The sequence below is a fragment of the Paenibacillus ihumii genome (assembly GCF_001403875.1).
Classification (GTDB): domain Bacteria; phylum Bacillota; class Bacilli; order Paenibacillales; family Paenibacillaceae; genus Fontibacillus; species Fontibacillus ihumii.
In genome coordinates this window covers 1,315,455-1,339,350 of record NZ_LN884299.1, presented here as the reverse complement: position 1 = coordinate 1,339,350, position 23,896 = coordinate 1,315,455, and the positions used below count along the sequence as shown (strand labels likewise).

Genomic DNA, 23,896 nt, shown 5'->3' with positions numbered 1-23,896 from the left:
GTTACGTCGATATCCTAATTAAAAATGAACCATCCATAATATTATCACCAAGACTATCGCTTATCAGGAATATTATTCACTGTGTTCATGCTCGTTTCCGCTATGGTCATGCTCGATCCCGGCCTCCGATTCCTTCCCCATATAAATCCGGATCGTTGAGCCGCTCTCTACCCTCGTGCCCGGCTTCGGCGCCTGATTAATGACGATATCGCCTACCCCCGATTTAGCGAGGGAAAAGTTCATGTTCAAATCCTCATAAATTTCTTGTACGCTATGGCCGATTAAATCCGGTACAGTTACGATCTTCGTTTCCCCATATTTATACTTTTTAGCCACCTGATCCTTCCGCGGAGGAACTTCCATGTATTCCAGAGCATCGGTTAAAATATTCCGGACGATCGGCGCCGCCACGACACCTCCGAATTGAATTCCCTGCGGGTTGTCAACGGCAGTGTAAACGACGATTTGCGGATCATCGGCAGGGGCAAAGCCGATAAACGAGACGATGTGCTCGCTTGTCGAATAACGCCCATTCACGACCTTCTGCGCTGTTCCCGTCTTTCCGCCGACCCGGTAGCCGTCGATAAAAGCATTGCCCCCCGTTCCGTTGGCCACGACGCTCTCCAGCGCGCTTCTCACCTGCTTCGAGGTCTCCTCGGAAATGACCTGCCGAACGACGGTAGGCTTGACCTCATCGACAACCTGTCCGGTATCCGGATTGGTCCATGACTTCGTTACATGAGGCTTATACAGCTTCCCGCCGTTTATGGCTGCTGATACAGCAGTGATCTGCTGAATCGGGGTGACCGATACCCCTTGGCCGAAGGAGGTCGTGGCCAGCTCCACCGGACCGACCTGGGAGAGCTTGAACAGGATGCCGTTCTCTTCCCCGCTCAGATCGATCCCCGTCTTGCTGCCAAATCCAAAGTCCTTGATATATTTGAACAGGGTCTCCTTGCCAAGCCTTTGTCCTAGCGTAACAAAGCCGGGGTTACAGGAATTCTCCACGACCTGAAGGAAGGTTTGACTGCCGTGGCCGCCTCTCTTCCAGCAGCGCAGCGAAGCGCCGGCTACTTTAATATAGCCTGGATCGAAAAAACCTTCGTTAAGATTTACCTTCTTCTCCTCGAGAGCCGCTGCAAGCGTGATGATCTTGAACGTCGAGCCCGGCTCATAGGTCATCCAGATCGGCAGATTTCGATTATACACCTCGGCGGCATACTCCTGATAATTTCCCGGGTCATAACCGGGGCGCGCCGCCATGGCTAATATTTCACCGTTATTGGGATTCATGGCGATGGAGATCGCTGAATTCGCCTGCAATCTGGCCATCGCCTGATCGAGCTCCCGCTCCATAATGCTCTGGATCGTCTTGTCAATCGTCAGCTGTAAATTAAGCCCATCCTTCGGCTCCACGTATTTCTCCGACGAGCCCGGCATCAGCCGGCCGCCCGCATCGGATAAATACGAGATACTGCCACTCATTCCGCTAAGCTTGCTGTCGTATTTTTGCTCGATACCGGTAAGGCCCTGATTATAGCTTCCGGTGAAACCGAGAATATGCGAGGCAAGCCCTCCATAAGGATAATACCTTTTGTTATCCTCAGCAACAACAATACCCGGGAGAGCCAAATCACGAATTTGCTGTCCTTTTTCCATCGTAATTTTGCGTCCGCCGGGCTGCAGCCTCACTATCGATTGTCGCTTCGTGATCGTCTTCAGAATCTGTTCTTCGCTCATCCCGAGCAGAGGCGCCAAGCTGCGAGCCGTAGCCTCCGGGGACTTAATCTGCACCGGAATCGCCATCACGGTCGGCGTCGTTATATTATAAGCGAGTGTAACCCCGTTACGATCGCTGATTTCCCCGCGTTTAGCTGAAAAAGGGATATTGCGGCGCCAGGAGTCCTCCGCTTTGGCCGACAGCTCTGCGCCTTGCCCCAATTGAACGTAAGCTAGCCTTATGACCAGGGCCGCAAATAACAGAACCAGCAGCATCAGCAACAGCAGCAGTCTTCGCCTGACGGTAACTTTGGATACTTTCATAGATTGCCCTCCCTGTTCGTCCTCTAAGACATGATCATACTGCTATCATGACTATTCAGGACAAACAGGGGTTAGAACAAGCTATGGGGACGAACTGCCGGATTCAGATGAATCTGGGTTCGAGTCCGAGTTCGAAGCTTCTGAGTCTAAGTTTGAATCAGAGTTCGAAGGTGTCTCGTCAGCGGCGCCGTCCCCATCGGAAGCTGCCTGCTCCTCTTCTGCCTCTTCCTGCGCTTCTTCCTCACGGATAGGCTCAAGCACCAGCGACACCTGCCTTTGGCCTCGAACCTCCGTCACCTGCTGATCCACGACATATCCCTCTCCTGCCGTTTTTACCGACACCTGAAGCACCGACAGAAGCTCCATAGCATCGCGCAGTGATTGTCCTCTTACATTAGGGATGTTCAAATTCCGGCCTTCTTCCGTCAAAATGTACATATGCTGACCGGACTTTATATAGCTGCCTGCCTTCGGGAATTGAGACACAACCTCGCTTCCGTTCCCGAGAGTAGCATAGGAGATGCCCTTGCCCGCAAGCAAATTCTTGGCATCTTGGACAGGCAGCCCGCCCAGATCCGGAGCCTTCAAACTGCTCGTAGAGGAAACGGCCGTGCTGGACGCCTGAGCAGGCTGCTTCGGTACTCCCATGTACTGCAGCACTTGATTGAGAATCTTCTTGACTACCGGGCCTGCGGCAGTGCCTCCGCCAAGCTCGGAATTGCTCGGTTCGTCAATGAGAACGAGAATAGCAATCTTCGGATCATCTACAGGAGCGTAGCCGGCAAAAGACACGACCTGCTTCTTATAATCATATCCGCCGCCCTTGGCCGGCTTGACCGCGGTTCCCGTCTTGCCGGCGATACGGTAGCCTTCGATATAGGCGTGGCGGCCGGTCCCGATCTTGAGATCCGAGACGACCTGTTCCAAGTAGCCGCTCACTTCCTTCGCCTTCTCCGTCGATATGACCTGACGAACGACCTTCGGCTGTGTATTCACCGTCTCCCCAGTATGAGGATCGGTAACGGATTTGACGATATGCGGTTCCATCAATTTGCCGCCATTAGCGACCGCCGCTACTGCAGTCAACTGCTGAATCGGGGTTACGAGCAGCGTGCCGTGCCCGTATGACATGGCAGCATAGTCGGCTTTGTACACCGGATTAACCATACCCTTTGCCTCGCCGGGCAGCTCAATGCCCGTCTTCTGGCCAAAGCCGAAATCGTCGACATACTGCTTAAGCAGCTCCGGCCCCAGCTTCTCGTAGCCAAGCTTGACAAAAGCAACGTTACTGGAGCGCTTGACACCTTCAAGATACGATATAGCCCCCCAGCCGGAACGCTTCACGTCATGAATCGTCTGTCCCGGCACGCGAATACTTCCGGACATGAAGCTATCGTCCGGGTCGAACATTCCTTCCTCAACCGCACCCGCCAGCGTTACGATCTTGAACGTCGAGCCCGGTTCATAAACGGATTTAATCGCATGGTTATAGAAGTTCTTCTGATCGACGCCCTTCCAATATTCATTCGGATTGTAGGTCGGCATGTTGGCCATGCCTAATATCTCCATCGTATTAGGATCTGCGGCAATGACCGTCATACTGATAGGCTTGAGCTCAGCGAAAGCCTCCTTCATCGCCTCTTCGATATAATACTGGATCGTATAGTCAATCGTCAGCCGTAAATCCTTACCATTTTTCACCGGCGTATAGATTTCGCTTGCCTTTGGGATCTCGATTCCGCGGCCGTCGCTCTTATATTCCAAGGAGCCGTCCTGGCCTTTGAGCATCTCGTCGTAATAAGCCTCGATGCCTGTCCCCTGTACAGCCTCGCCCTCGCGGTTGACATACCCGAGAATATGCGACGCCAGACTATTCTTCGGATAATAGCGCTTCTGCTCCTTGATGAGAATAATGCCAACATCTTCCCGTTCATGCTTCTTCATCAGGTCATCTCTCAGCTTCTCGACCTGCTCTTTCACGTCCTGATCGACCTTCCAGCCCTCTCGGCGCACTTCTCTTTGCCGGTAATACTCGCCGTTCTCATTTTTGGCGTTTACCAATTCGCGCAGCTCATCCTCTTTCTTCCCGAGAATGCTATGAAGCCCCTTAATGATATCTTCCTGGATGCCGATCTCCTGAATCAGCTTGGGATTGATCGCCACGGTATAGGCGGGAGCATCTACCGCGAGGATGTCCCCGTTTCGATCCGTTATTTTGCCGCGGCTGGCCGGAATGACCTTTTTCTTGGACCATACCTTTTCGGCATGGGCTTGCCAGAAATCCGCCTCTACCACCTGAATCCAAAACACTTTACCCATCAAGACAGCAAAAAAGAGGGTAATAATTCCCCCTATAAGCAGCGTCCGCAGTTTGATTCTTTTGATCATGGCTAGAACCTCTTTAAGTCTTTATTTCCGGGCAACCCTAGCGGCATCTCCCGAATCCCCAGCTTTGCTTCCAGACTCCGTCGAAATTTGCACATGGAACCCTTCCTCGTTGGATTCCGTGTAACCCAGCTTAGCGGCTTCCTGAGGAATTTGCTCTTCAAGCTTCTCCTTCTGAATCATCAGCTCGTTCATCTCGGCGTTCAGCGTCTGCATGTCGGAATTCAAATTGTACATTTCCCGCTTGATACTATAAAGATTGGCATTTTGCCACAGCAGTCCGCCCATCACGGCTACACAGAACACGACCGTGAACATATACAGCAGCTTCTCCCGGACGGGGAGTGCAGATCTGCGGGTGACAACCTTCGTCGTTTCGCGATAACGCTGCGACTGGTAGCCTCGTTCTTGAGCTTTTTCCTTTACTGCCAAATTACCCCGTGTATAGGCCATATCAATTTTCCTCCGCTAAAGATTACAATTTCTCCGCTACGCGCAGCTTCGCAGAACGCGCCCGGGGATTATCGACCAATTCCTGCTCTGAAGGAACCATCGGCTTCCGGTTAACCAGCTTGAGTTCTCCCTTCCCTCCGCAAACGCACATTGGAAAATCCGGCGGGCATGTACATCTCTCGACATATTTCGCAAAAATCTGCTTGCAAATTCGGTCCTCCAACGAGTGAAAAGTGATCACCGAAACTCTTCCGCCCGGTGCCAGGCAGCGAATGGCCGCATGCAGGCCATCCTCGAAGGCGCCCAATTCGTCATTGACAGCGATCCGCAGCGCCTGAAAGCTCCGTTTGGCCGGGTGTCCGCCGGTCCTTCTCGCGGCCGCCGGGATCCCCTCTTTAATCAGTTCGACCAGCTGGCCTGTTGTTTCGATCGGATGCTCGGCCCGCTTCTCGGCAATCACCTTCGCGATCCGCCTCGAAAATTTCTCTTCGCCGTATTGAAACAAGATGCGCGCGAGCTCACGCTCCGGCCATTCATTGACGATCTCTCTGGCGGTCAGGTCCGCTGTCTGATCCATACGCATATCCAGCGGCGCATCCGCATTGTAGCTGAAGCCCCGCTCACCCTCGTCAAACTGGGGAGAGGACACGCCTAAATCGAACAGGATTCCATCCACCTGCGGCACTCCATCCTTCTTAGGCACCCCATCCAATTCGGACAGCTTATCCTGCAAATATCGAAAATTGCTTCGTACCAAGGTCAAGCGCTCCGCGTAGGAAGACAAATTGGCTCTGGCATGCTCATGCGCCCAGTCATCCTGATCAAAGGCGATCAGCCTGCCTTCGGCTCCGAGCTTGGACAGAATTACCGAGCTGTGCCCGCCGCCTCCCAAGGTACAATCTACATAAATACCATTCGGCTTGATGCGCAGCCCTTCTGTCGCCTCTTCCTTAAGCACTGTGATGTGATGAAACAAGCTGCAGCCCTCCAGACCGTCTACAAATCAAAGTCAAAATCAACAAGCTTCTCTGCAATGTCATTGAAGGTGTCCTCCGATTGCTGGAAATATTGCTCCCAGGTGTCGCGGCTCCAAATTTCAACACGGTTCGACACACCGAGCACAACGCAATCCTTCTCCAGCTTGGCGTACTGCCGTAAATTTCCCGGTAAATTTACCCTTCCCTGTTTGTCCCACTCGCATTCTGTCGCACCCGAGAAAAAAAACCGGGTAAACGCGCGCGCGTCGGACTTCATCAGCGGGAGGGCTTTGAGCTTCTGCTCCAGCACGGCCCATTCCTGCATCGGATATACAAAGAGGCACTGGTCCAAACCGCGGGTAACAACAAAAGAGGCTCCGAGGAGATCACGAAATTTAGCCGGTATAATAATCCGGCCCTTGTCATCAATGCTATGTTGGAACTCCCCCATAAACATTGAACGTCACTCCTTACCTCTTTCCCCCACTTTGCACCACTTTCCACCACTCATGACTAGTTATTCTGCATTCTAGCGCAAAATCCTCCTATAAAGCAAATTATTTTTTATAGCAGACAACTATTTTTACGAACCCTTGAATTATGCCAGCTTTTACATAAAATAGTTAGGTATTAAGTGCATTGACAAAGGGACTAAAGTCCTATTATTTTGATTTTAAGATGCACTTTGCTGAAAGAAGGATAAAAGACCCGATACAGCAATCTCTGTTTCTGAGCACGCAAAAAAAGCAGCCGGGAAATTGGATTCCCGGGCTGCTTTTTCCATAAATCATCCAAATATGTGAATCTGGCTTATTTCTTAATGCTCCTGCCAGCTATCCAAATAAGCGCGCTGCTCTTCGGTCAGCTGATCAATTCCGATTCCGAGGCTCTCCAGCTTGTAGCGGGCTACCTGTTCATCCAATTCATACGGCACGTTAACGACCGCAGCGCCGATTTCTTTATAACGCTCGTTCACGTATTTCAAGGACAAGGCTTGGAGCGCGAAGGTCATATCCATAATTTCGGCAGGGTGTCCATCACCTGCTGCCAGGTTTACCAGCCGGCCTTCTGCCAAGATATACATTTTGCGCCCGTCCTTCAGTTGATATTCCTCAATGTTGCGTCTAACCGTGCGCACGGAAGTGGAGCGCTCCTCCAGCTCCGGCTTATTCACCTCGACGTCGAAATGTCCCGCATTGGCCAGGATTGCCCCGTCCTTCATGACATCATAGTGCTCTCCGCGAATCACGTCGCGGTTGCCTGTCACGGTAACGAAGAAATCACCTACCTTGGCCGCCTCGATCATCGGCATGACATGGAACCCGTCCATGTAAGCCTCGACCGCTTTGATGGCGTCAATCTCGGTCACGATTACGTTGGCTCCGAGGCCCTTGGCCCGCATCGCTACCCCTTTGCCGCACCAGCCGTAGCCGACGACAACGACCGTTTTGCCGGCAACGACGAGGTTCGTCGTCCGGTTGATGCCATCCCATACCGATTGGCCCGTCCCGTAACGATTGTCGAACAAGTACTTGCAGTAAGCATCGTTTACCGCTACCATCGGGAACTTCAGCTGGCCTTCCTTATCCATCGCTTTAAGGCGCAGAATGCCCGTGGTCGTCTCTTCCGCTCCGCCGCGTACGTTATCCAGCAGGTCGGGACGCTCAGAATGCAGAATGCTGACCAAATCGCCTCCATCGTCGATAATTAGATCCGGCTTGTTCTCCAGGGCGCGGATCATCAGCTCTTTATATTCCTTAGGATCGGGATTGTACTTCGCGAATACCGTCACGCCATCCTCGACAAGCGCGGCGCACACATCATCCTGTGTGGAGAGCGGGTTGCTTCCCGTAATGGTAACCTCAGCTCCGCCCGCTTGCACCACCTTGGCCAGATAAGCGGTTTTGGCCTCCAGGTGCAGAGATATAGCCACCTTCAAGCCTTTGAAGGGCTGCTCCTGCTCAAATTGCTTGCGGATCCGGCTGAGCACCGGCATATGAGCTTCAACCCAGTCGATTTTCAAGTGACCCTCCGGGGCCAGCTTCAAGTCAGTAATGACACTATTCTGAATCGCTTTCGTCGTCAATGCAGTAACCTCCCAATATTCAAAAATATGATTTTGATTGCTGAACTGCCACTATGCATAGATCATTCTATGCTGCCCCATCAACTCGTACGGAACCTCCATCAAACGGTCGATCCAATCGAATCCGTAGCGATTGATATAGGCAAAAATATTGAAGACCCGTTCCTGCGGCTTATGCTGCGGAAATAGGGACAATTCAATCCGGTCAAACTGGCGCAGTCCAGCTTCATTGCTTCTTGCCAGCGCATCCTTGACACGCGCCTGCATGAAGTCAATCTGCGCGATGATTTTAGCTTTGTTCGTATCGCCAAGCTTAAGCAGCCCCTTCTCAACGCTGGCTAGCTGCTCCAACAGCGGATCATACATGCCGGCGAAGGCCTGCTTCATCTCCTCGAACTGTTCATCCAGGCGCAGCTTATCCTGGCGTCTCAGCCATTCGGCCTTAATCCTTCCGAATGCGGCAGGATCCATTACATCTTCCCATGCCAGCCCATATTTGTCCATATGCTTCTGCAGCGTCCCGTCCACGATCGTAAACGACATCCGCGGCAGCAGGATGGGCATTCGCAGCCCAAGCTGCTCGAACGCCTGCCCCGTAAGGCCCCAGTATGCGATTTCCCCGTTGCCCAGCACACTGCCGAGTACGGGAAGCAGGTAATCCTGCATCACCGGGCGGGTCAGCACGTTGTTGCTGAACCGCTCGGGATGACTGTGCAGCTCGGCGATAAGCTGATCAGGGGTGAAGGCAACCGAGCCTTTGCGATCGACGTAACGACCGTCCCTCTTAAACAGCAGCAAGCGTTCTCCCTGCGAAATGTAGAACAGATTTGCTCCACCCTCGGCCACCTCCGCCTGCGGAAGATAGCCCTTTGCAGCAATTTCTCTGGATGCAGCCTGATAAGCCGATTCCAGCTCATCATTGCTTCGGATCATCGCTTCAAACATCGGCATCTCCAGCCGGCGCAGTGCTGGATCCGCAGAATCTAGCAGGACTAGCCCGTACTTGCCGAACCAGGCCCCCAGCAATCTTGCGAAGGCTTCGGTCAACGAAGCGGATGCGTTCAAGGCATCCCGCAAATGCTGCAGCAAATCCCCCTTGAATTCACTATCCGGCAGCAGTTGCTCCAGCTCCCTGGCGGCACTGCTCCACTCTTCCTCGCTGACCGGGGTCTGGCTGACCGGACCTCTGGGGCCCTCTTCGCGCGGAATGCGAATGCGGCTGATTTCTAGATCGGGGGAGAGGACATATGTATGGTTCACCTCATCCCAGTCATGATCCTCGCCGGCGATCCAGAACACCGGCACAACATCTCTGCCCAGCATGGATGAAGCCTGCTCCGCGGCCTTGATGATGGTTATTGCTTTATATATGACAAGCAAGGGCCCTGTAAACAGTCCGCTTTGCTGTCCGCCAGCGATCACTGCGGTTCCCGGCTGTTCCAGCTTGTTCAACGCTTCCGCTACAGCGGCGTCCGGATTAAACCGTTCATTATATTGGCGAAGCCGGTCGACAACTTCCTTCCGCTCAGCCCGCAAGCGCTCCGTCTGATCCAGCCACTGCAGTCTGGCCATCCAGCTCCGCTCGTCCGCCGGATTTCCGCCATAGAAGCGCTCCACTCTCTGATAGTCCGATACATAAGACTCTGCGAGCGGCTGACCGGATTGTAAAGGCTCTTGAACAACGTTCATCAGGTTCATATCCTCCTGTTCTTATCGGAAACCTCCATTCGATTGTACCGAATGTACTCCTTCCCCGTCAAAGCGATTCTGTTAAATGGAGAAAAAAGCTCTCCCAGCAGCGCAATGCGCCGCTGAGAGAGCTTGTCTCTGCTCGCTATTTCTTTGGCATGGATACCCAGTGTCCTTTGGACACCTCCACAAGCTCGGAGTTCTCCAAATTGTAAGCTCCGCCGCTCGAAGCGCCGTCTTTAGCCGATTGGATCGGCCCGTTGGCGTCGTCTTCCAGCAGGATGCGTTTCTTGTTGGCCTCGATCTCCGGATCCGGGATCGGAATAGCGGACAGAAGTGTTTTCGTATAAGGATGCATTGGATTGGCATACAGCTCCTCGCTCTCTGCAAGCTCCACAATGCGGCCCAGATACATTACCGCTACCCTGTCGCTGATATGCTTGACCATGGAGAGGTCATGCGCGATGAACAGGTAAGTCAATCCCAGGCGATCCTGCAAATCCTTGAGCAGGTTAACGACCTGGGCCTGGATCGATACGTCCAGAGCGGAGATCGGCTCATCGCAAATAATGAATTTCGGATTGACAGCCAGGGCACGGGCTATTCCGATCCGCTGGCGCTGGCCGCCGGAGAATTCATGCGGATAGCGCGTCGCGTGATCCGGGTTGAGGCCGACCATATCAAGCAGTTCTTCCACCCGTCTCTTCCGCTCCGTCCGGCTGCCGGCCATCTTATGAATGTCCAGCGCCTCGCCGATAATATCCGTGACGGTGAATCTCGGGTTCAACGATGCATACGGATCCTGAAAAATCATCTGCATATCACGGCGCATCGCCTTCATTTGCTTCGGAGGCAGCTTGCTGATGTCTACGCCGTTGAACTTCACGCTGCCTGCCGTTGGCTCATACAAACGAAGGATCGTGCGCCCCGCCGTCGATTTGCCGCAGCCGGACTCGCCCACTAGCCCAAGCGTCTCGCCCTCCGCAATAGAGAAGCTGATATCATTGACGGCCTTAAGCACATTTCCATTGCCGACATCGAAGTATTTCTTTAAGCCTTCAACCTCGATTAAATTTTTCTTCAAGACGATTGCGCCTCCTTCGCCATCGGATGCAAATCCCAGCACCGTGCTGTATGCGTATCACTGAACACAGTAGCTCCAGGATCGATCCGCTCACAAATCTTCATGGCGTGATCGCAGCGGGCGGCAAACGGGCAGCCCAGCGGCGGTTTAATCAAATCTGGAGGAGTCCCGATAATCGGAATAAGCGGCTCGTCCTTCTTTTGATCCAGACGCGGCATGGAACGCAGCAGGCCCTTGGTATAAGGATGCTGAGGGTTTTTAAAGATCTCCCATTTGGTTCCTGTTTCCACGACTTCCCCCGCATACATGACGATTACACGATCGCACATGCCGGCTACTACGCCAAGATCATGCGTAATCAGAATGATCGACGTACCGAGACGCTGCTGCATGTCTTTCATGACATCCATGATTTGTGCCTGTATCGTTACGTCAAGGGCGGTCGTCGGCTCGTCAGCGATCAGCAGGGCCGGCCGGCAAGCCAGCGCGATCGCGATCATTGCGCGTTGACGCATCCCCCCGGAAAATTCATGAGGATATTGATTAAAGCGGGCTTCCGCATTTTTGATGCCGACAAGCTTCAGCATTTCAATCGCTTGGGCCTTCGCTTCAGCCGCTGACATATTCTGATGTTTGATGAGCACTTCGGTAATTTGCTTGCCGATTCTGATCGTCGGATTCAAGGAGGTCATCGGATCCTGAAAGATCATGCCAATATCTTTACCGCGAATCGTTTCCATTTCTTTATTGCTTTTCTTGAGCAAATTCTGTCCTTGGAACAGGATTTCACCCTGCTTAATGATCGATGGAGGGGACGGAATCAGGCGCATGACGGTTTGGGCTGTAACGCTCTTGCCGCTGCCCGATTCGCCGACGATAGCAACCGTTTCCCCTTTACCTATTTCAAAGTTCATGCCGCGAACGGCTTTTACTTCTCCGCCTTTAACCTTGAAGGATACATGCAGATCCTTAACTTGTAAAATTGGTTCCATCATTCCACCTCCTATTTCTTCAGTTTTGGATCCAGCGCGTCGCGAAGACCGTCGCCGAAAATGTTAAACGACAGCATGGTCAAGCTGATCAGAATGGCCGGGAACATCATGCGCCATGGATAGTACAACCAACCGGTAAGCGCATCGCTGATCATCGAACCGAGCGAGGCGATTGGCGCTTGCACGCCGAGCCCGAGGAAGCTGAGGAAAGCTTCAGCGAAAATCGCGTTTGGCACGGACAGCGTGACGGTTACAATAATCGGTCCCACGGCGTTCGGCAGCAGGTGACGGAACAGCAGCCGTCCCGAGCCCGCACCCATAGAACGGGAAGCAAGAACGAATTCACGGTTTTTGAGCTGCATGATTTCACCGCGGACAATCCAAGACATATTGATCCATCCGGTAATTGTTAAAGCCAGAATAATCGTACCCAGACTCGGCTCCATCACCACAAGGAGCAGGATGGTTACCAGAAGATAAGGGATCGAATAGAGAATCTCGGAAAATTTATTCATAATCTCATCTACACGACCGCCGAAATAACCCATGATGCCGCCGTAAATGACGCCGATCAGTAAATCGATACAAGCAGCGGCCAAGCCTACGATCAGGGAGATTCTTGCTCCCATCCAGGTACGGACGAACATGTCACGTCCGAGATCATCGGTTCCGAACCAATGCACCGCAGACGGCGGCGAGTTGGTATTCGCATAATCATTAGAATAATAGTTATATTCTGAAATCATCGGGCCAAAAATAGCCGCTAGAGTGATTAACGCCAGAACGATCAATGCCCCCATCGCCAGCTTATTACTGCGTAAGCGGTACCAGGCATCTTTCCATGCGGAAATACTTTCACGCTGAATGACTTCCGCTTCCTTCTCGTCCGTACCGATTTTGCGGAAGTCCTCTGGCTTCAGGTCAGCAGGGGCCGGCATTGCTTTCATCGGTTTTAGATCCATCCGTTACCCCTCCTTTCCTTTATTGAGTTTAATGCGGGGATCTACAAACACGTAAATGATATCCGTAATAAAGCGGGCCAGCATCAGCAGGATTCCATAGAAAATCGTAATCCCCATAATGACCGGATAATCGCGGGTGCTAATGGCCTCAACGAACTGCTTCCCAATACCGCCGATTCCGAAAATTTGCTCGATAACAACGGAACCGGTAACGATATTGGCCGTCATCGGGCCTAAATAAGTGACAACCGGCATAATCCCGTTGCGAATGACGTGACGGAACAGAATGGCCATCCAGCCCAGCCCCTTCGCTTTAGCCGTCTTGATGTAATCGGCATGCAGCACCTCCAGCATACTCGAACGGGTCAAGCGGGCGATGAACGCGATCGGCTGTGCCGTCAACGCGGCAACCGGCAGGACATAGAACAGCGGCCCATTAAAGCCCATCGTAGGCAGCCATCCGAGCTTGGAAGCAAAGACGTATTGCAATAGAGTGGCTACGACGAAGCTGGGCACAGCAATGCCAAGCACCGCTAACACCATCGCCACGTTATCGATCAGCTTGCGATGATACAGCGCTGCCAGCATTCCAAGCAAGACGCCAACGATAACAGCTACGATGATAGCAACCAATCCGAGTTTCAATGAAGTGGAGAACGTCTGACCGATAATGGAAGAGACATCCTGATTGATCTTCTTCATCGAAATCCCAAAGTCCCCTTGAACGACGTTTCCTAAATATTTAACATATTGCTGATAAACGGGCTTATCCAAACCTAATTGTTCACGAAGTCGCTCTTGAATCGCAGGCGGCACCTGCTTCTCTGAGGTTAATGGATCCCCGGGAATTGCTTGCATCAGAAAGAAGGTGGCCGAGATTAGAATAAACAACGAAAGCAACATATAAAAAAACTTATTGGCAATATAACGAACCATGCCCGTTAGCACCTCCTTTGATAATTTTCGACATAAATCGATTTTAGGATAACTATTTCACAATGTCTATTCAATATAATTGCCATAAGTACGTCATTCTTGGAAGTTTCCTGACCGAATACAAAAAAACGGGATATATATGGAATACCTACATATATATCCCGGTGCAGCTATTCAAATTACTTGCGCTCGTCGGTAAAGTAAGCGCGGCTATAGTCGATCGCACCGCTAAAATCAAGCGATACGCCTTTGAGCCATGGTTTCTCTACCGCAACGTTCGTGTAGTAGTAAACCGGCAAAATAGCCATGGTGTCTTTAATGAGGATTTCTTCCGCTTTTCGCAAGTTCTCGTTACGTTTTACGTTATCTTCCAATACTTTGGTTTCAGCGACCAGCTTGTCGTATTCCTCGTTCTTGAAGCCAATGTCATTGTTGCCGCTGTTGGAGGTCCACAAATCGATGAAGGTCATCGGATCGTTATAGTCTGCGCTCCAGCCGGCACGTGCAATTTGATAGTTCAGATTTTTACGGTTCTCGATAAACACGGCCCACTCTTGGTTTTCCGTTTTTACGTCAACGCCAAGATTGTTCTTCCACATATCAGCTACAGCAAGAGCCAATTTCTTATGGGCTTCGCTAGAGTTGTAAATCAGTGTAATTTCAGGCAGTGTCGTGTAACCTTCTTCTTTCATGCCTTCTTCAAGAAGCTTTTTGGCTTCCTCTACATTTTCCGTAAAATAATCATCTTTGTTCTCATTGCGGAATTCATCGTTTACCCCGTTAATACGTGGAGGAATGAATCCGAATGCTGGAGCTTGTCCGCCAAGGGTTATCTTGTCAACGATGGTTTGACGATCGATGGACATGGCGAATGCTTTGCGGATCTTAGCATTATCGAACGGCTTGGCTGTCAAATTGAATTGATAGTAGTAGGTACTTGCAATGTTATGAACTTTATACTCGTCTTTCAGTTCCTTTTGGACAACTGGAATCTGATCGGTAGGAATTTCACCGTTCGGATGTCCTGCACGATCCAGTTCATTGTTTCTGTAGCTCGTAAGCTCGGTTGCACCGCTATTTACAAGGGACATTTTGATTTTGTTCAACTTGATGTTGTCTTTATCCCAATAATTTTCGTTCTTAGTCACTTCAATCGTTTGGCCTTTAACCCAACTTGTCAATGTAAACGCGCCATTAACGATCATTTTGTTTGCATCTACCGCCCATTTCGCATCGTCCTTAACGGATTGGTGAACAGGGTAGAACGTATAAAAGGAAGTCAATCCAAGGAAATAAGGCGTTGGTGCTACGAGTTCAACTTCCAAAGTGTAGTCATCCGCTGCTTTTACGCCGACTTGACTGAAATCGGTAATTTTTCCTTCATTATATTCTTGAGCATTTTTCAAGTAGTACAGTTGATATGCATAAGGTGGTGCCGGTTGTGTTTCCGGGCTCAGAACGCGCTCCCAAGCGAACACGAAATCATGTGCTGTTACAGGGTCGCCGTTGCTCCATTTCGCATCTTTACGAAGTTTGAATGTATACTTCGTGCCGTCCACGTCCCATTCTTCCGCTGCGGCCGGAATAGGTTGTCCATCCTCGTTCATTCGGGTCAGGCCTTCGTACATCGTTTTGAGGACAGTGTTGGCTTGGCTATCTTGTGCCATGGCAGGGTCGAATGTTGGAGGTTCGGCGCTCAAATTGACTCTAAACGTTCCGTCGTCGCCTTTTTGACTGGATCCGCAGGCAGCTAGCAGCGTGCTGAGCGCCAATACCAGTGTCAAAAGAAGCAAAAGGCTCTTTTTCTTCTTCATCTAGCAATATCCCCCTTAAAATTTTGTGGTATATGTTTTTAGATTATACAACCACCGGTCAAAAAATCCAATACATAATTTCAGAAATTGAACTATTGTTAATAAAATCCTTTGCAGTTTCTTAACAAAATAGTCGTTTTCACATTATTGGCATCAGACTATGCCCGATTTTTGACCGCAAAAGTTAAGGAGAATAACGTATATATAAGTTGTTGTAAATTAAACTGCCGTAATATATGTAATAAAGCTGATCAGGAATAACAGGATATAGGCAGCTCCTGTTCCGGCGAAGGCAAGTCTCCATACGGCGCGAAGCAGCCGTCTGACATCGACCCTTCCCTTCAGGCGATTCTGCGCGCCGCCGATCAGCCCTGCAGCGATAAGCAGCACAAGAAGGATCAGATAGATCCCGAATCCGGAATTAAACACGATATTGAACAGGGCCGCAGCCGCTAAGATTAGAAATACCGTCGTTACATCCATCGCAAGAAGCAGAGCCGTTTTTTTATCTTTTTTCACATAATAATGAATAAAATAAACGAGCATAAATGGAATGATCGGTAAAATGCCGAGAACAGCTAAAGTGTTACTCAAAAAGCTCATAGTTCCACCTCCTGCAAAATTGCATCAAAATGCATTAATTAAATTTTCGTTTTACCTCCCAAAATTTGGAATATTATTGATGGAATCCACGGATGAGACGCCACACGGTTTCATGTCCGGGAACCGGGGTCCCGGTCTGCTTGGCCATCTCTACAAGCCGTCCGTTGATATAATCAATTTCCGTTGGCGTTCCTTGCAGAACATCCTTCAGCATCGAGGACATATTGCTTGACGTCAGGCGGCATACCTCAGCCACAGCGTCATAGGCATCTCCCTCGAACACGATGCCCTCCGCAGCATAAACCGCTAAAGCCTCCTCGCAAAGCTGCTTCAGCAGCAGTCTTCGCTCCGCCTTCTCCAGCAATTCCCCGTTCGAAATGCGCCAAATCGCGGTAAGCGGATTAATTGCCGCATTAATAAGCAGTTTTCTATAAATTTCCCTATCGATGTCTTTCGACAGATGAGCGGAAAATCCTGCCGTTTCAAGGGCGACAATTAATTTTTCAGCCGCATTTTTTGAGTATAAATCCGCCTTTTCCCCCTCTTTTGCAGACAGGCCGATAGAGGTCGTCCCTTTCCCCGAACGAATCACGTGCCGGATACTGGGCCGCTTCGCTCCTTCAGTCGTAATGGCTGCATACACCCCTGTCCCCGGAAAAGCTTTAGCCAGAAGCTCCAAATGCCCGATCCCATTCTGAAAGCATAATATTTGTGTGCCTTCGCCTAATAGCGGCCCAATGGCGCTAACCAACGCGTTATCGATATGATGCTGCTTCGCCGCCACCAGCACCCAATCCGGATTTTCTTGCCCTATGCAGCGGGACGCAGCCTTTTGAAGCGGATAGGCGGCAAGACCAGATATAATGGCAGGGGCTCCGTTCTCTCCTTCCTGCAGGAGAATTCCTTCCTCAGCCAACAGCCTGGCCTGTTCCTCCGATTTTGTCCAGAATCTGACCTCCTCCCCGGAACTAGCCAACTTGCCTCCGAATAGCAAACCGAGCGCACCCGCTCCAACGATTTCAACTTTCATTTTGTCCACCCTTTTCGTGTTACTGTTATTTCCTTTATACCAGACCTTACCTGTGCAGCACAAAGAAATTCCGGCATCAAAGATGCCGGAATTTCAATTTCAGTCTCGGACTATTTCATTCGATTCGTTCAAGGTTGCCGTTCGCATCCATTTTGAATCTTGTTTTCAGCTCTTCATCCTCTTCGTTCAGGAATGCCAGCCTGCGAGCCCGATCCATAATTTGAATCAGCGCCTTATAATCATCGTTAACGACGCGGTAGTCGGTTTGCACTTCATTGACCTGATCAGACAAACGCTCCTTTTCTTCACGAAGCGCAGCCAGTTCTTCATCCTTCTCGCGAAGCTCTTTCTCCAATTGCTTCACATATCTGCTTGTTTCCTGAACCGTATTCTTCCACCCCCGCAAGAACCGGATAACCGCATCGATGGAAATCGTCTCTTCCGTTACGCCTTCACTTTTATAGATTCCCTCTTCCAGATCTACAGAAGCCAAGGAAGCGATCGATGAATGACTCGGGATCGATCCCTGTTTTTTCATATAGTTCCGTTTTTGCCGCTGCGCTTTGGCGATGCTGATCGCCGCCTCGTACTTTTTGCGAACGCAGCTGTTCCAGCGGAAGCCGCAGGCGGCCGCCGTTCTCCCGATACGTTCTCCCACCTCTTCAAATGCAGTCAGTTGGGTACTTCCTTCGCGGATATGGCGCAAGGTTACCTCGGCCAGAATCAAATCATCCTCCGCGCTCCATGCATCTTGTCTCACAGCTGTCATGCTATAAAAACCTCCTAACGACATCCTAATATAACCGTCCTCCGGGCACGATTCCGGGCCGGTGTATCGGTAAAAAAGCTTCATATTCCATCCTATGCCTCTCATAGAGTTCATAGAATCTATTTGATACTATTTTGTATGTCCAAAATAAAGGGCTGTCATACCTCCTCACAAGAAAAACATCCTCCGATATACTTCCCTGCAGACAGGCTGTTTTCTCAGCTGCTTTTTTTCCGGTATTAGGAGGTTCAGACTCCCCAGCGGCTGCTTTCTGACATCTCGAAAATTGGACCTCCTATAACCGAAATCACTTGCTTGGGAAACAATCGTTAAACTTTCATGACTTTTCGTTTACAGTTGTTAGGGTTACGGGTATAATGAGGTATAGAAAATTGGATGTCGCCGATACATACGAAAGGGGGACTTATTTGTGGCACGCATGTACCGCGTCCTTGGCTTCTTCACACTAACGATTGGACTAATGGCTTTTGCCGGTAACCATATCGAAATGGCCCTGCTATTTTTCCTGCAAACGGCTTTTTTCGTTATTTTTGGTTACTTGAAGTTTACGGAGAGAACGTATATCCTGCTTTTCTGGGGATACATGATTGTCGCCTTCACAGGCTTCAGTTACTGGACGGTTTTCCAGATGGGATTGCCTCTCTAATCTATAGATGTGATGAACGAGTAGGATCAACTCACTCTTTCAATCAAGGGCGATTCGGCCGAGGCCGAGCGCCCTTTTTTCGTTAAGGAATACCTTCGAAATCCCGGAGGCGGCTAGGGATATTTGAATATTTGTACTATCCCTGCTATTTCTTGTCCTGCTATCATATATATTTATAGATCAACCCAAGGAGAGGAACGCTCTTGAACAGACGTATCATATCCTTCTGCTCCTCTTGCGTACTTATCGTGTCGTTATTTTTTGCCGCAGTCTTCCCTCTCTCCTCCGCTCGCGCATTCCCGATGTCGGAAGAGGAACAGGAAATTTTGGAGAAGAGCTTGTCCATTGTAGAAATTGACCGGGAAATCGCCAGAATTGAACACAAGCAACAGGAAACCGGGCGCTCCATACGCAAATTGTCCGGGGAGCTTGCCGAGAAGGAAGGGCAAATGCGGATCAGCCAAGAACGTGCCGGGGTCAGGCTCAGAGCCTATTATATGGGAGAACGCGAGGATTTGCTCACCGCTCTGCTGTCCGTCAACAGCTGGAAGGACTTTTTTACAGTATTGGATTATTATCAACTGATCATGGAGAGGGACCGTGATGTGCTAGCATCATACCGGAACGATCTGACAAAGCTGAACAAGTCAAGAAAGCAGCTAACAGCATTGTCAAACGAGCTCGAGCAAATGAAGGATAATTTGCTAAAGCAGCGTGAGCGTGTAATGGAGCTGCAGCGGAGCGTGGACGGAAAGCTCGGTGCAAGCGCCGATCCTGAGCATCTTCGGGCCATGATAGAGGAACTGACGACGTATTGGGAGAATGTTGGATTGCACGAGGTTCGCCGCTATTTTAGCGCCCTTGCCTCCGCAATGATGGATTTTCAGGATTTTCTGAAGGACCATCAAGACAGCCTGGTCTCCGAGAATGGGGGCTATGTGCTTGTAATCCGCGAAGAAGATTTGAATGCCTTTCTGCACGGTAAAAATAAGCTGCTCAGCAATATGGCATTCATCTTCGAAGAGGGGAAAATTGTCGCTACGGGAAGCCGGGAGGGTCTCAATCTGCGGGTTGAAGGCCATTACACCGTAGAGAACGAGCCGCAGAACGCCATAGTATTCCATGTAGACCGGCTCGTTTTTAACGGCCTGGAGCTGCCGGACACAACGCGCATGGAGCTGGAGAAAGGCTTTGATCTCGGCTTTTATCCACAACAAATAGTTCCCTTCGTGAAGGCCGACGAGGCTGTCATTCAGAAGGGAACCTTGACCGTGAAGCTGAAGCTCTCTTTATAGAGAGCTTCTTTGCTGTATGTTCACTTATACTTTATGCCGATTTGTGCAATCTCTTTGGCATACTGCTCAGCTCCTAAACGGCTGTTCATGAAATCAGCCGAATGCCGGGCAAATTGCTCCATTTGCTCGGGGAGCATGCTGCTGACGGGCAGGGCATCCGGTTTGCTGCCTATTAGCGAGGCCGGTACCCATGCCGGGATTTGATTTCTCTCGAACTCAAAGTACAGCGACTTCAACACAGGTAAATTCCCTGTTATTTCGTGCCATTCCCGCTGCCTGCCGGACGCAGCCATTTCAGCGATCCAGGCACCGGCCGCTTGGGCGTTTGAGCTCTTCGAGGAAACCACGAAGCTGCGCCCGTAGCTCCACATCGCTTTGCCCGTATTTCCAGGCTCCGGTATGAAGGCCTCCATCTGCGGATGCTGCCTCTCCCTCATTGCAGACGCCCGGGTAAGGCAAATCGCCACCTCCCCGTCGTACATCCGCTTCCATATGTTAGGTGCAGCCGAAGCTTCTGCGGAATACCGCAGCAAATAGGGCCGAATATCCTCCATATTGCGTATTCCGCGGCGCATTCCTTCCGTGATTTCAAAAATAGATGAGCCGTCTGCGCCCGTATTTCCGCCAAGCTGCCAGAGCAGCGACAGCGCAGCGTAAGGCTCATTCAAATCAATGGCCAGAAGCGCGGGTACCCGGCTCTGCTTCTTGAACGCGGCCAGGAGCTTCTCCCAGTCATCGGCCGTTTTCGGAGGCTGCTCAAATCCGAATTCTCTGATCAAATCGGGATTGTATGCGAATACATAAGGATCGATATCAAAAGGAACTCCCCATATGTAGCCGTTCCATTCGTTCTGGCCTAGCGAAACGCTCAGCACTTCGCCAGACAGAGGGCTCGAATAATAGCGCTCAGCAGGCATCAAGTAACCGCTGGAGGCGAACTTGCGTATCCAGTCATTATCCAGCAGCAGGACATCCGGCGATTCGCCCAGCTCAAATTGCCGCAGCACATCAAAAGGCGAGGCATCGGCCGACAAATTGACCAGCTCCACCTGATCCGCATGCTCATTCATATATTCATAGTTCATCTGCTGCAACCGCAGGAATTCTCCTTCATTCATTTGGACGGCGACCCGGAAATGCCTGGGCTCCTGTACCTCTTTTGGGTTCGGAAGCGTTACGGGCTCCGGAATAACGCCTTCCTCGTTACGAATAAGGGTCGATTGCTTGCTTGGAGACAAGTTAATTAAAGCAAGTAATAGGATTGCAAAAAGCACCCAATGATTTCTACGCTTCACACCTGTTCTTCCTCTCCGCGTTCCGATCTTCTTCCGACGACCAATCAACCCTTATTGTAACAAATTACCTCATACTTTGTCCCCTACAAATCATGGCAAAAACCGCCGAAGCTAAGTCCGGCGGCTCATAAGCATGAAATTCCGCGAGACAAACGACTTAGAGCAGGTCAGCCGCGGCCTGGGCCAACTTGGAGCGCTCGCCCTTCTCCAATGTAATATGGCCGCTTAAGCCTTGCTCTTTAAAGCGTTCTACCAGATAGGTCAGTCCGTTGCTGGCTGAATCCAGATACGGATGATCGATTTGCTCTGGATCCCCGAGCAGGACGATTTTACTACCCTCCCCGACCCGAGAGACGATCGTCTTCACTTCGTGCCGCGTCAGGTTCTGGGCTTCGTCGATAATGATGAACTGGCCCGGAATCGAACGGCCGCGAATGTAGGTCAGGGCCTCGACCTGTATGCTGCCAAGCCCCATAAGGATTTTATCGATATCCCCCGATTTCTTCGTATCGAACAGGTACTCCAGGTTATCATAAATAGGCTGCATCCATGGCCGGAGCTTCTCTTCCTTCTCGCCCGGCAAATAACCGATATCCTTGCCCATTGGAACGACAGGGCGGGCGATCAGCAATTTCTTATATTTATGTTCATCCTCTACCTTCAGCAATCCGGCGGCCAGAGCCAGCAGCGTCTTACCGGTTCCGGCTTTGCCTGTAATCGTCACAAGCGGGATTTCGTCGTTTAACAGCAGCTCGAGCGCCATCCGCTGTTGTGCATTACGGGCACTAATCCCCCATACGGGCTCATTGCTGAGATAGAGCGGTGCCAGCTTCAGGCTGTCCTCGCTAACCTTGAGCAGAGCCGACTTGCCGCCTCCCATTTCATCTTTCAATATAACGAACTCATGCGGATACAACGGATAAGACAATCCTAACGGCTTGGTGGGCAGGGATCGATAAGAATAAAATTCGTCAATGACGGCGGGGTGCACCTTGATCGTGGAGTGTCCGGAATATTGCTCGCTAAGTCCTGCCGTACGGTCGGACAAGTAGTCCTGAGCCGTTAGGCCAAGCACATCCGCCTTAATCCGGACAAGAACATCTTTGCTTACGAGCACGACCGTTCTGCCGGAGCCAAGCTCGGCTTCTTCAAGATGATAATTGAGGGCGACCGCCAATATGCGGTTATCATTTGAAATGTCGCCGAACATCTCCTGTACTTTGGCGAAGCTGCGGTGATTCAGCTCCACCTTAACCGTTCCGCCGTTATCCAACCTCACTCCATCATGAAGATGCCCCTTCTCGCGCAGCCCATCCAGCAGCCTGGAGACCCCCCGCGCATTTCGGCCAAGCTCATCGGCGTTCCTCTTTTTGGAATCGATTTCCTCCAGAACGATGGCCGGAATAACGACCTCGTTTTCCTCGAAAGCAAAAATCGCATTGGGATCGTGCAGCAATACATTCGTATCCAGTACAAATATCTTTTTCACAGTATCCCCTCCACCGCTTGGATTTGCAGCCTATCTGCATGATACATACATATTTCTTCCCGCGGGCGGGAAGGTTAAAGACAGACATTATTCCTGAAAGGACGATCAACATGCGAATTTGGCTGTGTATATTACTGACGGCTGTTCTTCTTACAGGCTGTAATACAGCTTCACAAAATGCATCACCCTCTCCTCAAGGTCAAGCAAATCCTAAACCGCGAGCCCAAAGCGCGCCAAACGGCGGACAGCCTATCGCCAACAACGCTGGCACCCGAAACCAGCTCGATAAGCAGGCCCATCTGGAGCAGCTCGCCATGCGGGTTCCAGGCGTCAAGGGAGCTCACTGCGTCGTTATGGGGAACACCGCCGTTGTCGGCATTGATGTGGAAGGCGATCTGGAAAGAGCCCGCGTAGGGAATATCAAGTACACGGTAGCCGAAGCGCTGCGGAAGGATCCGCAGGGCGCCGGGGCGATCGTTACTGCCGATATCGACCTGAACCATCGGATTGCCGAAATTGGCTCCAAAATCCGGCAGGGACACCCCGTATCCGGCTTTGCCACAGAATTAGCCGATATTATCGGACGAATTATTCCGCAAATGCCGAGCGACACGGTTCCAAGAGGCGAAACAGACATTCAGGGACGCAGACCTGGAACGCCGGAGATCAACCCGTCCACTCAAAACTACAGAACCAAATCCCCATCGAATACGCAGCACCAGCAAAATATGCAAATGGCCCCTCAAGGACAAAAATAATTTGACTGACATGACAACGAAAAAAAGCCCGGCGAAAAAGAATTCGCTAGGCTTTTTTCATGGCATCAAATACTTGCGCGTCCAGCATGTCCGCTGCACGGCGATCATAAACTTTGTTATATACGGGAGCAGAGACAAGCTGCGCTCCATAGAACAGAGCGTTCCGGACGGCTTCAATATGCACGTCAAAGCAGCACATTTTGAAAGGAACCCCTTCGAGCGGATCCTGGGCCACGGAAGCGCGACCATTGATGGCGTAGATGGTTCCCTCGCCGAAGACCGTAATGGTTACCTTCGGCCGGGCCTTAATATTACCAACCAGACGCGAGCGATGATCAAGTGCAAGGCGAAGCGTGGAATGATCCCGCGCATAGACCCAGGAAATCGCGCTTGACGTCGGCCCGCCGGACTCGGCATCTACCGTGCTCAGCAATACAAACATTTCGGACTGGAAAGCGGTATATAACGGTTCGGATAATTGCGTAACAATATCGGACATGAACCAGCCCTCCTATACAATCCTTCTATATGATTGTATTATAGCATGCTGCAAAACTTGCCTTCAATCA

21 protein-coding genes are annotated in these 23,896 nt (G+C 50.9%); 3 read left to right on the top strand and 18 right to left on the bottom strand.

The genetic code is table 11. The features are described 5' to 3' along the window. Positions 1 to 72: 72 nt before the first annotated feature. From BN2762_RS13440 to BN2762_RS13370, 15 genes are all read right to left on the bottom strand, one after another. Complete coding sequence (locus BN2762_RS13440) at positions 73 to 2,043, bottom strand: stage V sporulation protein D (RefSeq protein WP_055107468.1); 1,971 nt, start codon at positions 2,041 to 2,043, stop codon at positions 73 to 75. A gap of 81 nt (positions 2,044 to 2,124) precedes the next feature. Continuing rightward, entirely contained in the window at positions 2,125 to 4,431 is a 2,307-nt protein-coding gene (locus tag BN2762_RS13435) for a penicillin-binding transpeptidase domain-containing protein (protein ID WP_055107467.1), read from the bottom strand. Between the two features lie 21 nt (positions 4,432 to 4,452). Beyond that, on the bottom strand, positions 4,453 to 4,881 hold the full coding sequence (locus BN2762_RS13430; protein WP_055107466.1) for a hypothetical protein: 429 nt from the start codon (positions 4,879 to 4,881) through the stop codon (positions 4,453 to 4,455). Positions 4,882 to 4,903: 22 nt separating this feature from the next. Continuing rightward, on the bottom strand, positions 4,904 to 5,857 hold the full coding sequence (gene rsmH, locus BN2762_RS13425) for a 16S rRNA (cytosine(1402)-N(4))-methyltransferase RsmH (RefSeq protein WP_055107465.1): 954 nt from the start codon (positions 5,855 to 5,857) through the stop codon (positions 4,904 to 4,906). Positions 5,858 to 5,877: 20 nt separating this feature from the next. Further along, positions 5,878 to 6,315, bottom strand: a complete 438-nt coding sequence (gene mraZ, locus BN2762_RS13420) for a division/cell wall cluster transcriptional repressor MraZ (RefSeq protein ID WP_055107464.1) — start codon at positions 6,313 to 6,315, stop codon at positions 5,878 to 5,880. 360 nt (positions 6,316 to 6,675) lie between these two features. Continuing rightward, positions 6,676 to 7,944 carry an adenosylhomocysteinase gene (locus BN2762_RS13415; RefSeq protein ID WP_055107463.1) on the bottom strand — a complete coding sequence of 423 codons (1,269 nt, stop codon included), beginning with the start codon at positions 7,942 to 7,944 and terminating at the stop codon, positions 6,676 to 6,678. A gap of 51 nt (positions 7,945 to 7,995) precedes the next feature. Beyond that, positions 7,996 to 9,633, bottom strand: coding sequence for a bacillithiol biosynthesis cysteine-adding enzyme BshC (gene bshC / locus BN2762_RS13410; protein WP_055107462.1), 1,638 nt, complete (start codon positions 9,631 to 9,633; stop codon positions 7,996 to 7,998). Positions 9,634 to 9,778: 145 nt separating this feature from the next. Further along, entirely contained in the window at positions 9,779 to 10,723 is a 945-nt protein-coding gene (locus BN2762_RS13405) for an ABC transporter ATP-binding protein (protein WP_187386597.1), read from the bottom strand. After that, positions 10,714 to 11,709, bottom strand: coding sequence for an ABC transporter ATP-binding protein (locus tag BN2762_RS13400; protein WP_055107460.1), 996 nt, complete (start codon positions 11,707 to 11,709; stop codon positions 10,714 to 10,716). The genes BN2762_RS13405 and BN2762_RS13400 overlap by 10 nt, the downstream gene beginning before the upstream one ends. An 11-nt stretch (positions 11,710 to 11,720) precedes the next feature. After that, entirely contained in the window at positions 11,721 to 12,671 is a 951-nt protein-coding gene (locus BN2762_RS13395; protein ID WP_055107459.1) for an ABC transporter permease, read from the bottom strand. Between the two features lie 3 nt (positions 12,672 to 12,674). Further along, entirely contained in the window at positions 12,675 to 13,607 is a 933-nt protein-coding gene (locus BN2762_RS13390; RefSeq protein WP_055107458.1) for an ABC transporter permease, read from the bottom strand. 179 nt (positions 13,608 to 13,786) lie between these two features. Beyond that, entirely contained in the window at positions 13,787 to 15,421 is a 1,635-nt protein-coding gene (locus BN2762_RS13385; RefSeq protein WP_055107457.1) for a peptide ABC transporter substrate-binding protein, read from the bottom strand. 219 nt (positions 15,422 to 15,640) lie between these two features. Further along, on the bottom strand, positions 15,641 to 16,024 hold the full coding sequence (locus tag BN2762_RS13380; RefSeq protein WP_055107456.1) for a DUF3397 domain-containing protein: 384 nt from the start codon (positions 16,022 to 16,024) through the stop codon (positions 15,641 to 15,643). Positions 16,025 to 16,097: 73 nt separating this feature from the next. Beyond that, positions 16,098 to 17,054, bottom strand: coding sequence for a ketopantoate reductase family protein (locus BN2762_RS13375; protein ID WP_055107455.1), 957 nt, complete (start codon positions 17,052 to 17,054; stop codon positions 16,098 to 16,100). A gap of 115 nt (positions 17,055 to 17,169) precedes the next feature. Next, the gene (locus tag BN2762_RS13370; RefSeq protein WP_055107454.1) at positions 17,170 to 17,823 is read right to left on the bottom strand and encodes an RsfA family transcriptional regulator; all 654 of its coding nucleotides are present in this window, start codon (positions 17,821 to 17,823) and stop codon (positions 17,170 to 17,172) included. Positions 17,824 to 18,253: 430 nt separating this feature from the next. Between BN2762_RS13370 and BN2762_RS13365 the strand changes: the two genes are divergently transcribed. Continuing rightward, entirely contained in the window at positions 18,254 to 18,490 is a 237-nt protein-coding gene (locus BN2762_RS13365; RefSeq protein WP_055107453.1) for a DUF2626 family protein, read from the top strand. 203 nt (positions 18,491 to 18,693) lie between these two features. Beyond that, positions 18,694 to 19,785 carry a coiled-coil domain-containing protein gene (locus BN2762_RS13360; protein ID WP_055107452.1) on the top strand — a complete coding sequence of 364 codons (1,092 nt, stop codon included), beginning with the start codon at positions 18,694 to 18,696 and terminating at the stop codon, positions 19,783 to 19,785. 20 nt (positions 19,786 to 19,805) lie between these two features. Here BN2762_RS13360 and BN2762_RS13355 read toward each other — a convergent pair whose 3' ends face one another. Both BN2762_RS13355 and BN2762_RS13350 read right to left on the bottom strand, forming a co-directional pair. Continuing rightward, a complete protein-coding gene (locus BN2762_RS13355; protein ID WP_055107451.1) occupies positions 19,806 to 21,080 on the bottom strand; it encodes an ABC transporter substrate-binding protein in 1,275 nt (424 codons plus the stop codon). A gap of 157 nt (positions 21,081 to 21,237) precedes the next feature. After that, positions 21,238 to 22,569, bottom strand: coding sequence for a PhoH family protein (locus BN2762_RS13350; protein ID WP_055107450.1), 1,332 nt, complete (start codon positions 22,567 to 22,569; stop codon positions 21,238 to 21,240). A gap of 110 nt (positions 22,570 to 22,679) precedes the next feature. Here BN2762_RS13350 and BN2762_RS13345 point away from each other — a divergent pair, with 110 nt between their 5' ends. After that, complete coding sequence (locus BN2762_RS13345; protein ID WP_055107449.1) at positions 22,680 to 23,327, top strand: YhcN/YlaJ family sporulation lipoprotein; 648 nt, start codon at positions 22,680 to 22,682, stop codon at positions 23,325 to 23,327. Between the two features lie 46 nt (positions 23,328 to 23,373). Here BN2762_RS13345 and BN2762_RS13340 read toward each other — a convergent pair whose 3' ends face one another. Further along, complete coding sequence (locus BN2762_RS13340) at positions 23,374 to 23,826, bottom strand: pyridoxamine 5'-phosphate oxidase family protein (protein WP_055107448.1); 453 nt, start codon at positions 23,824 to 23,826, stop codon at positions 23,374 to 23,376. Between the last annotated feature and the right edge of the window lie 70 nt (positions 23,827 to 23,896).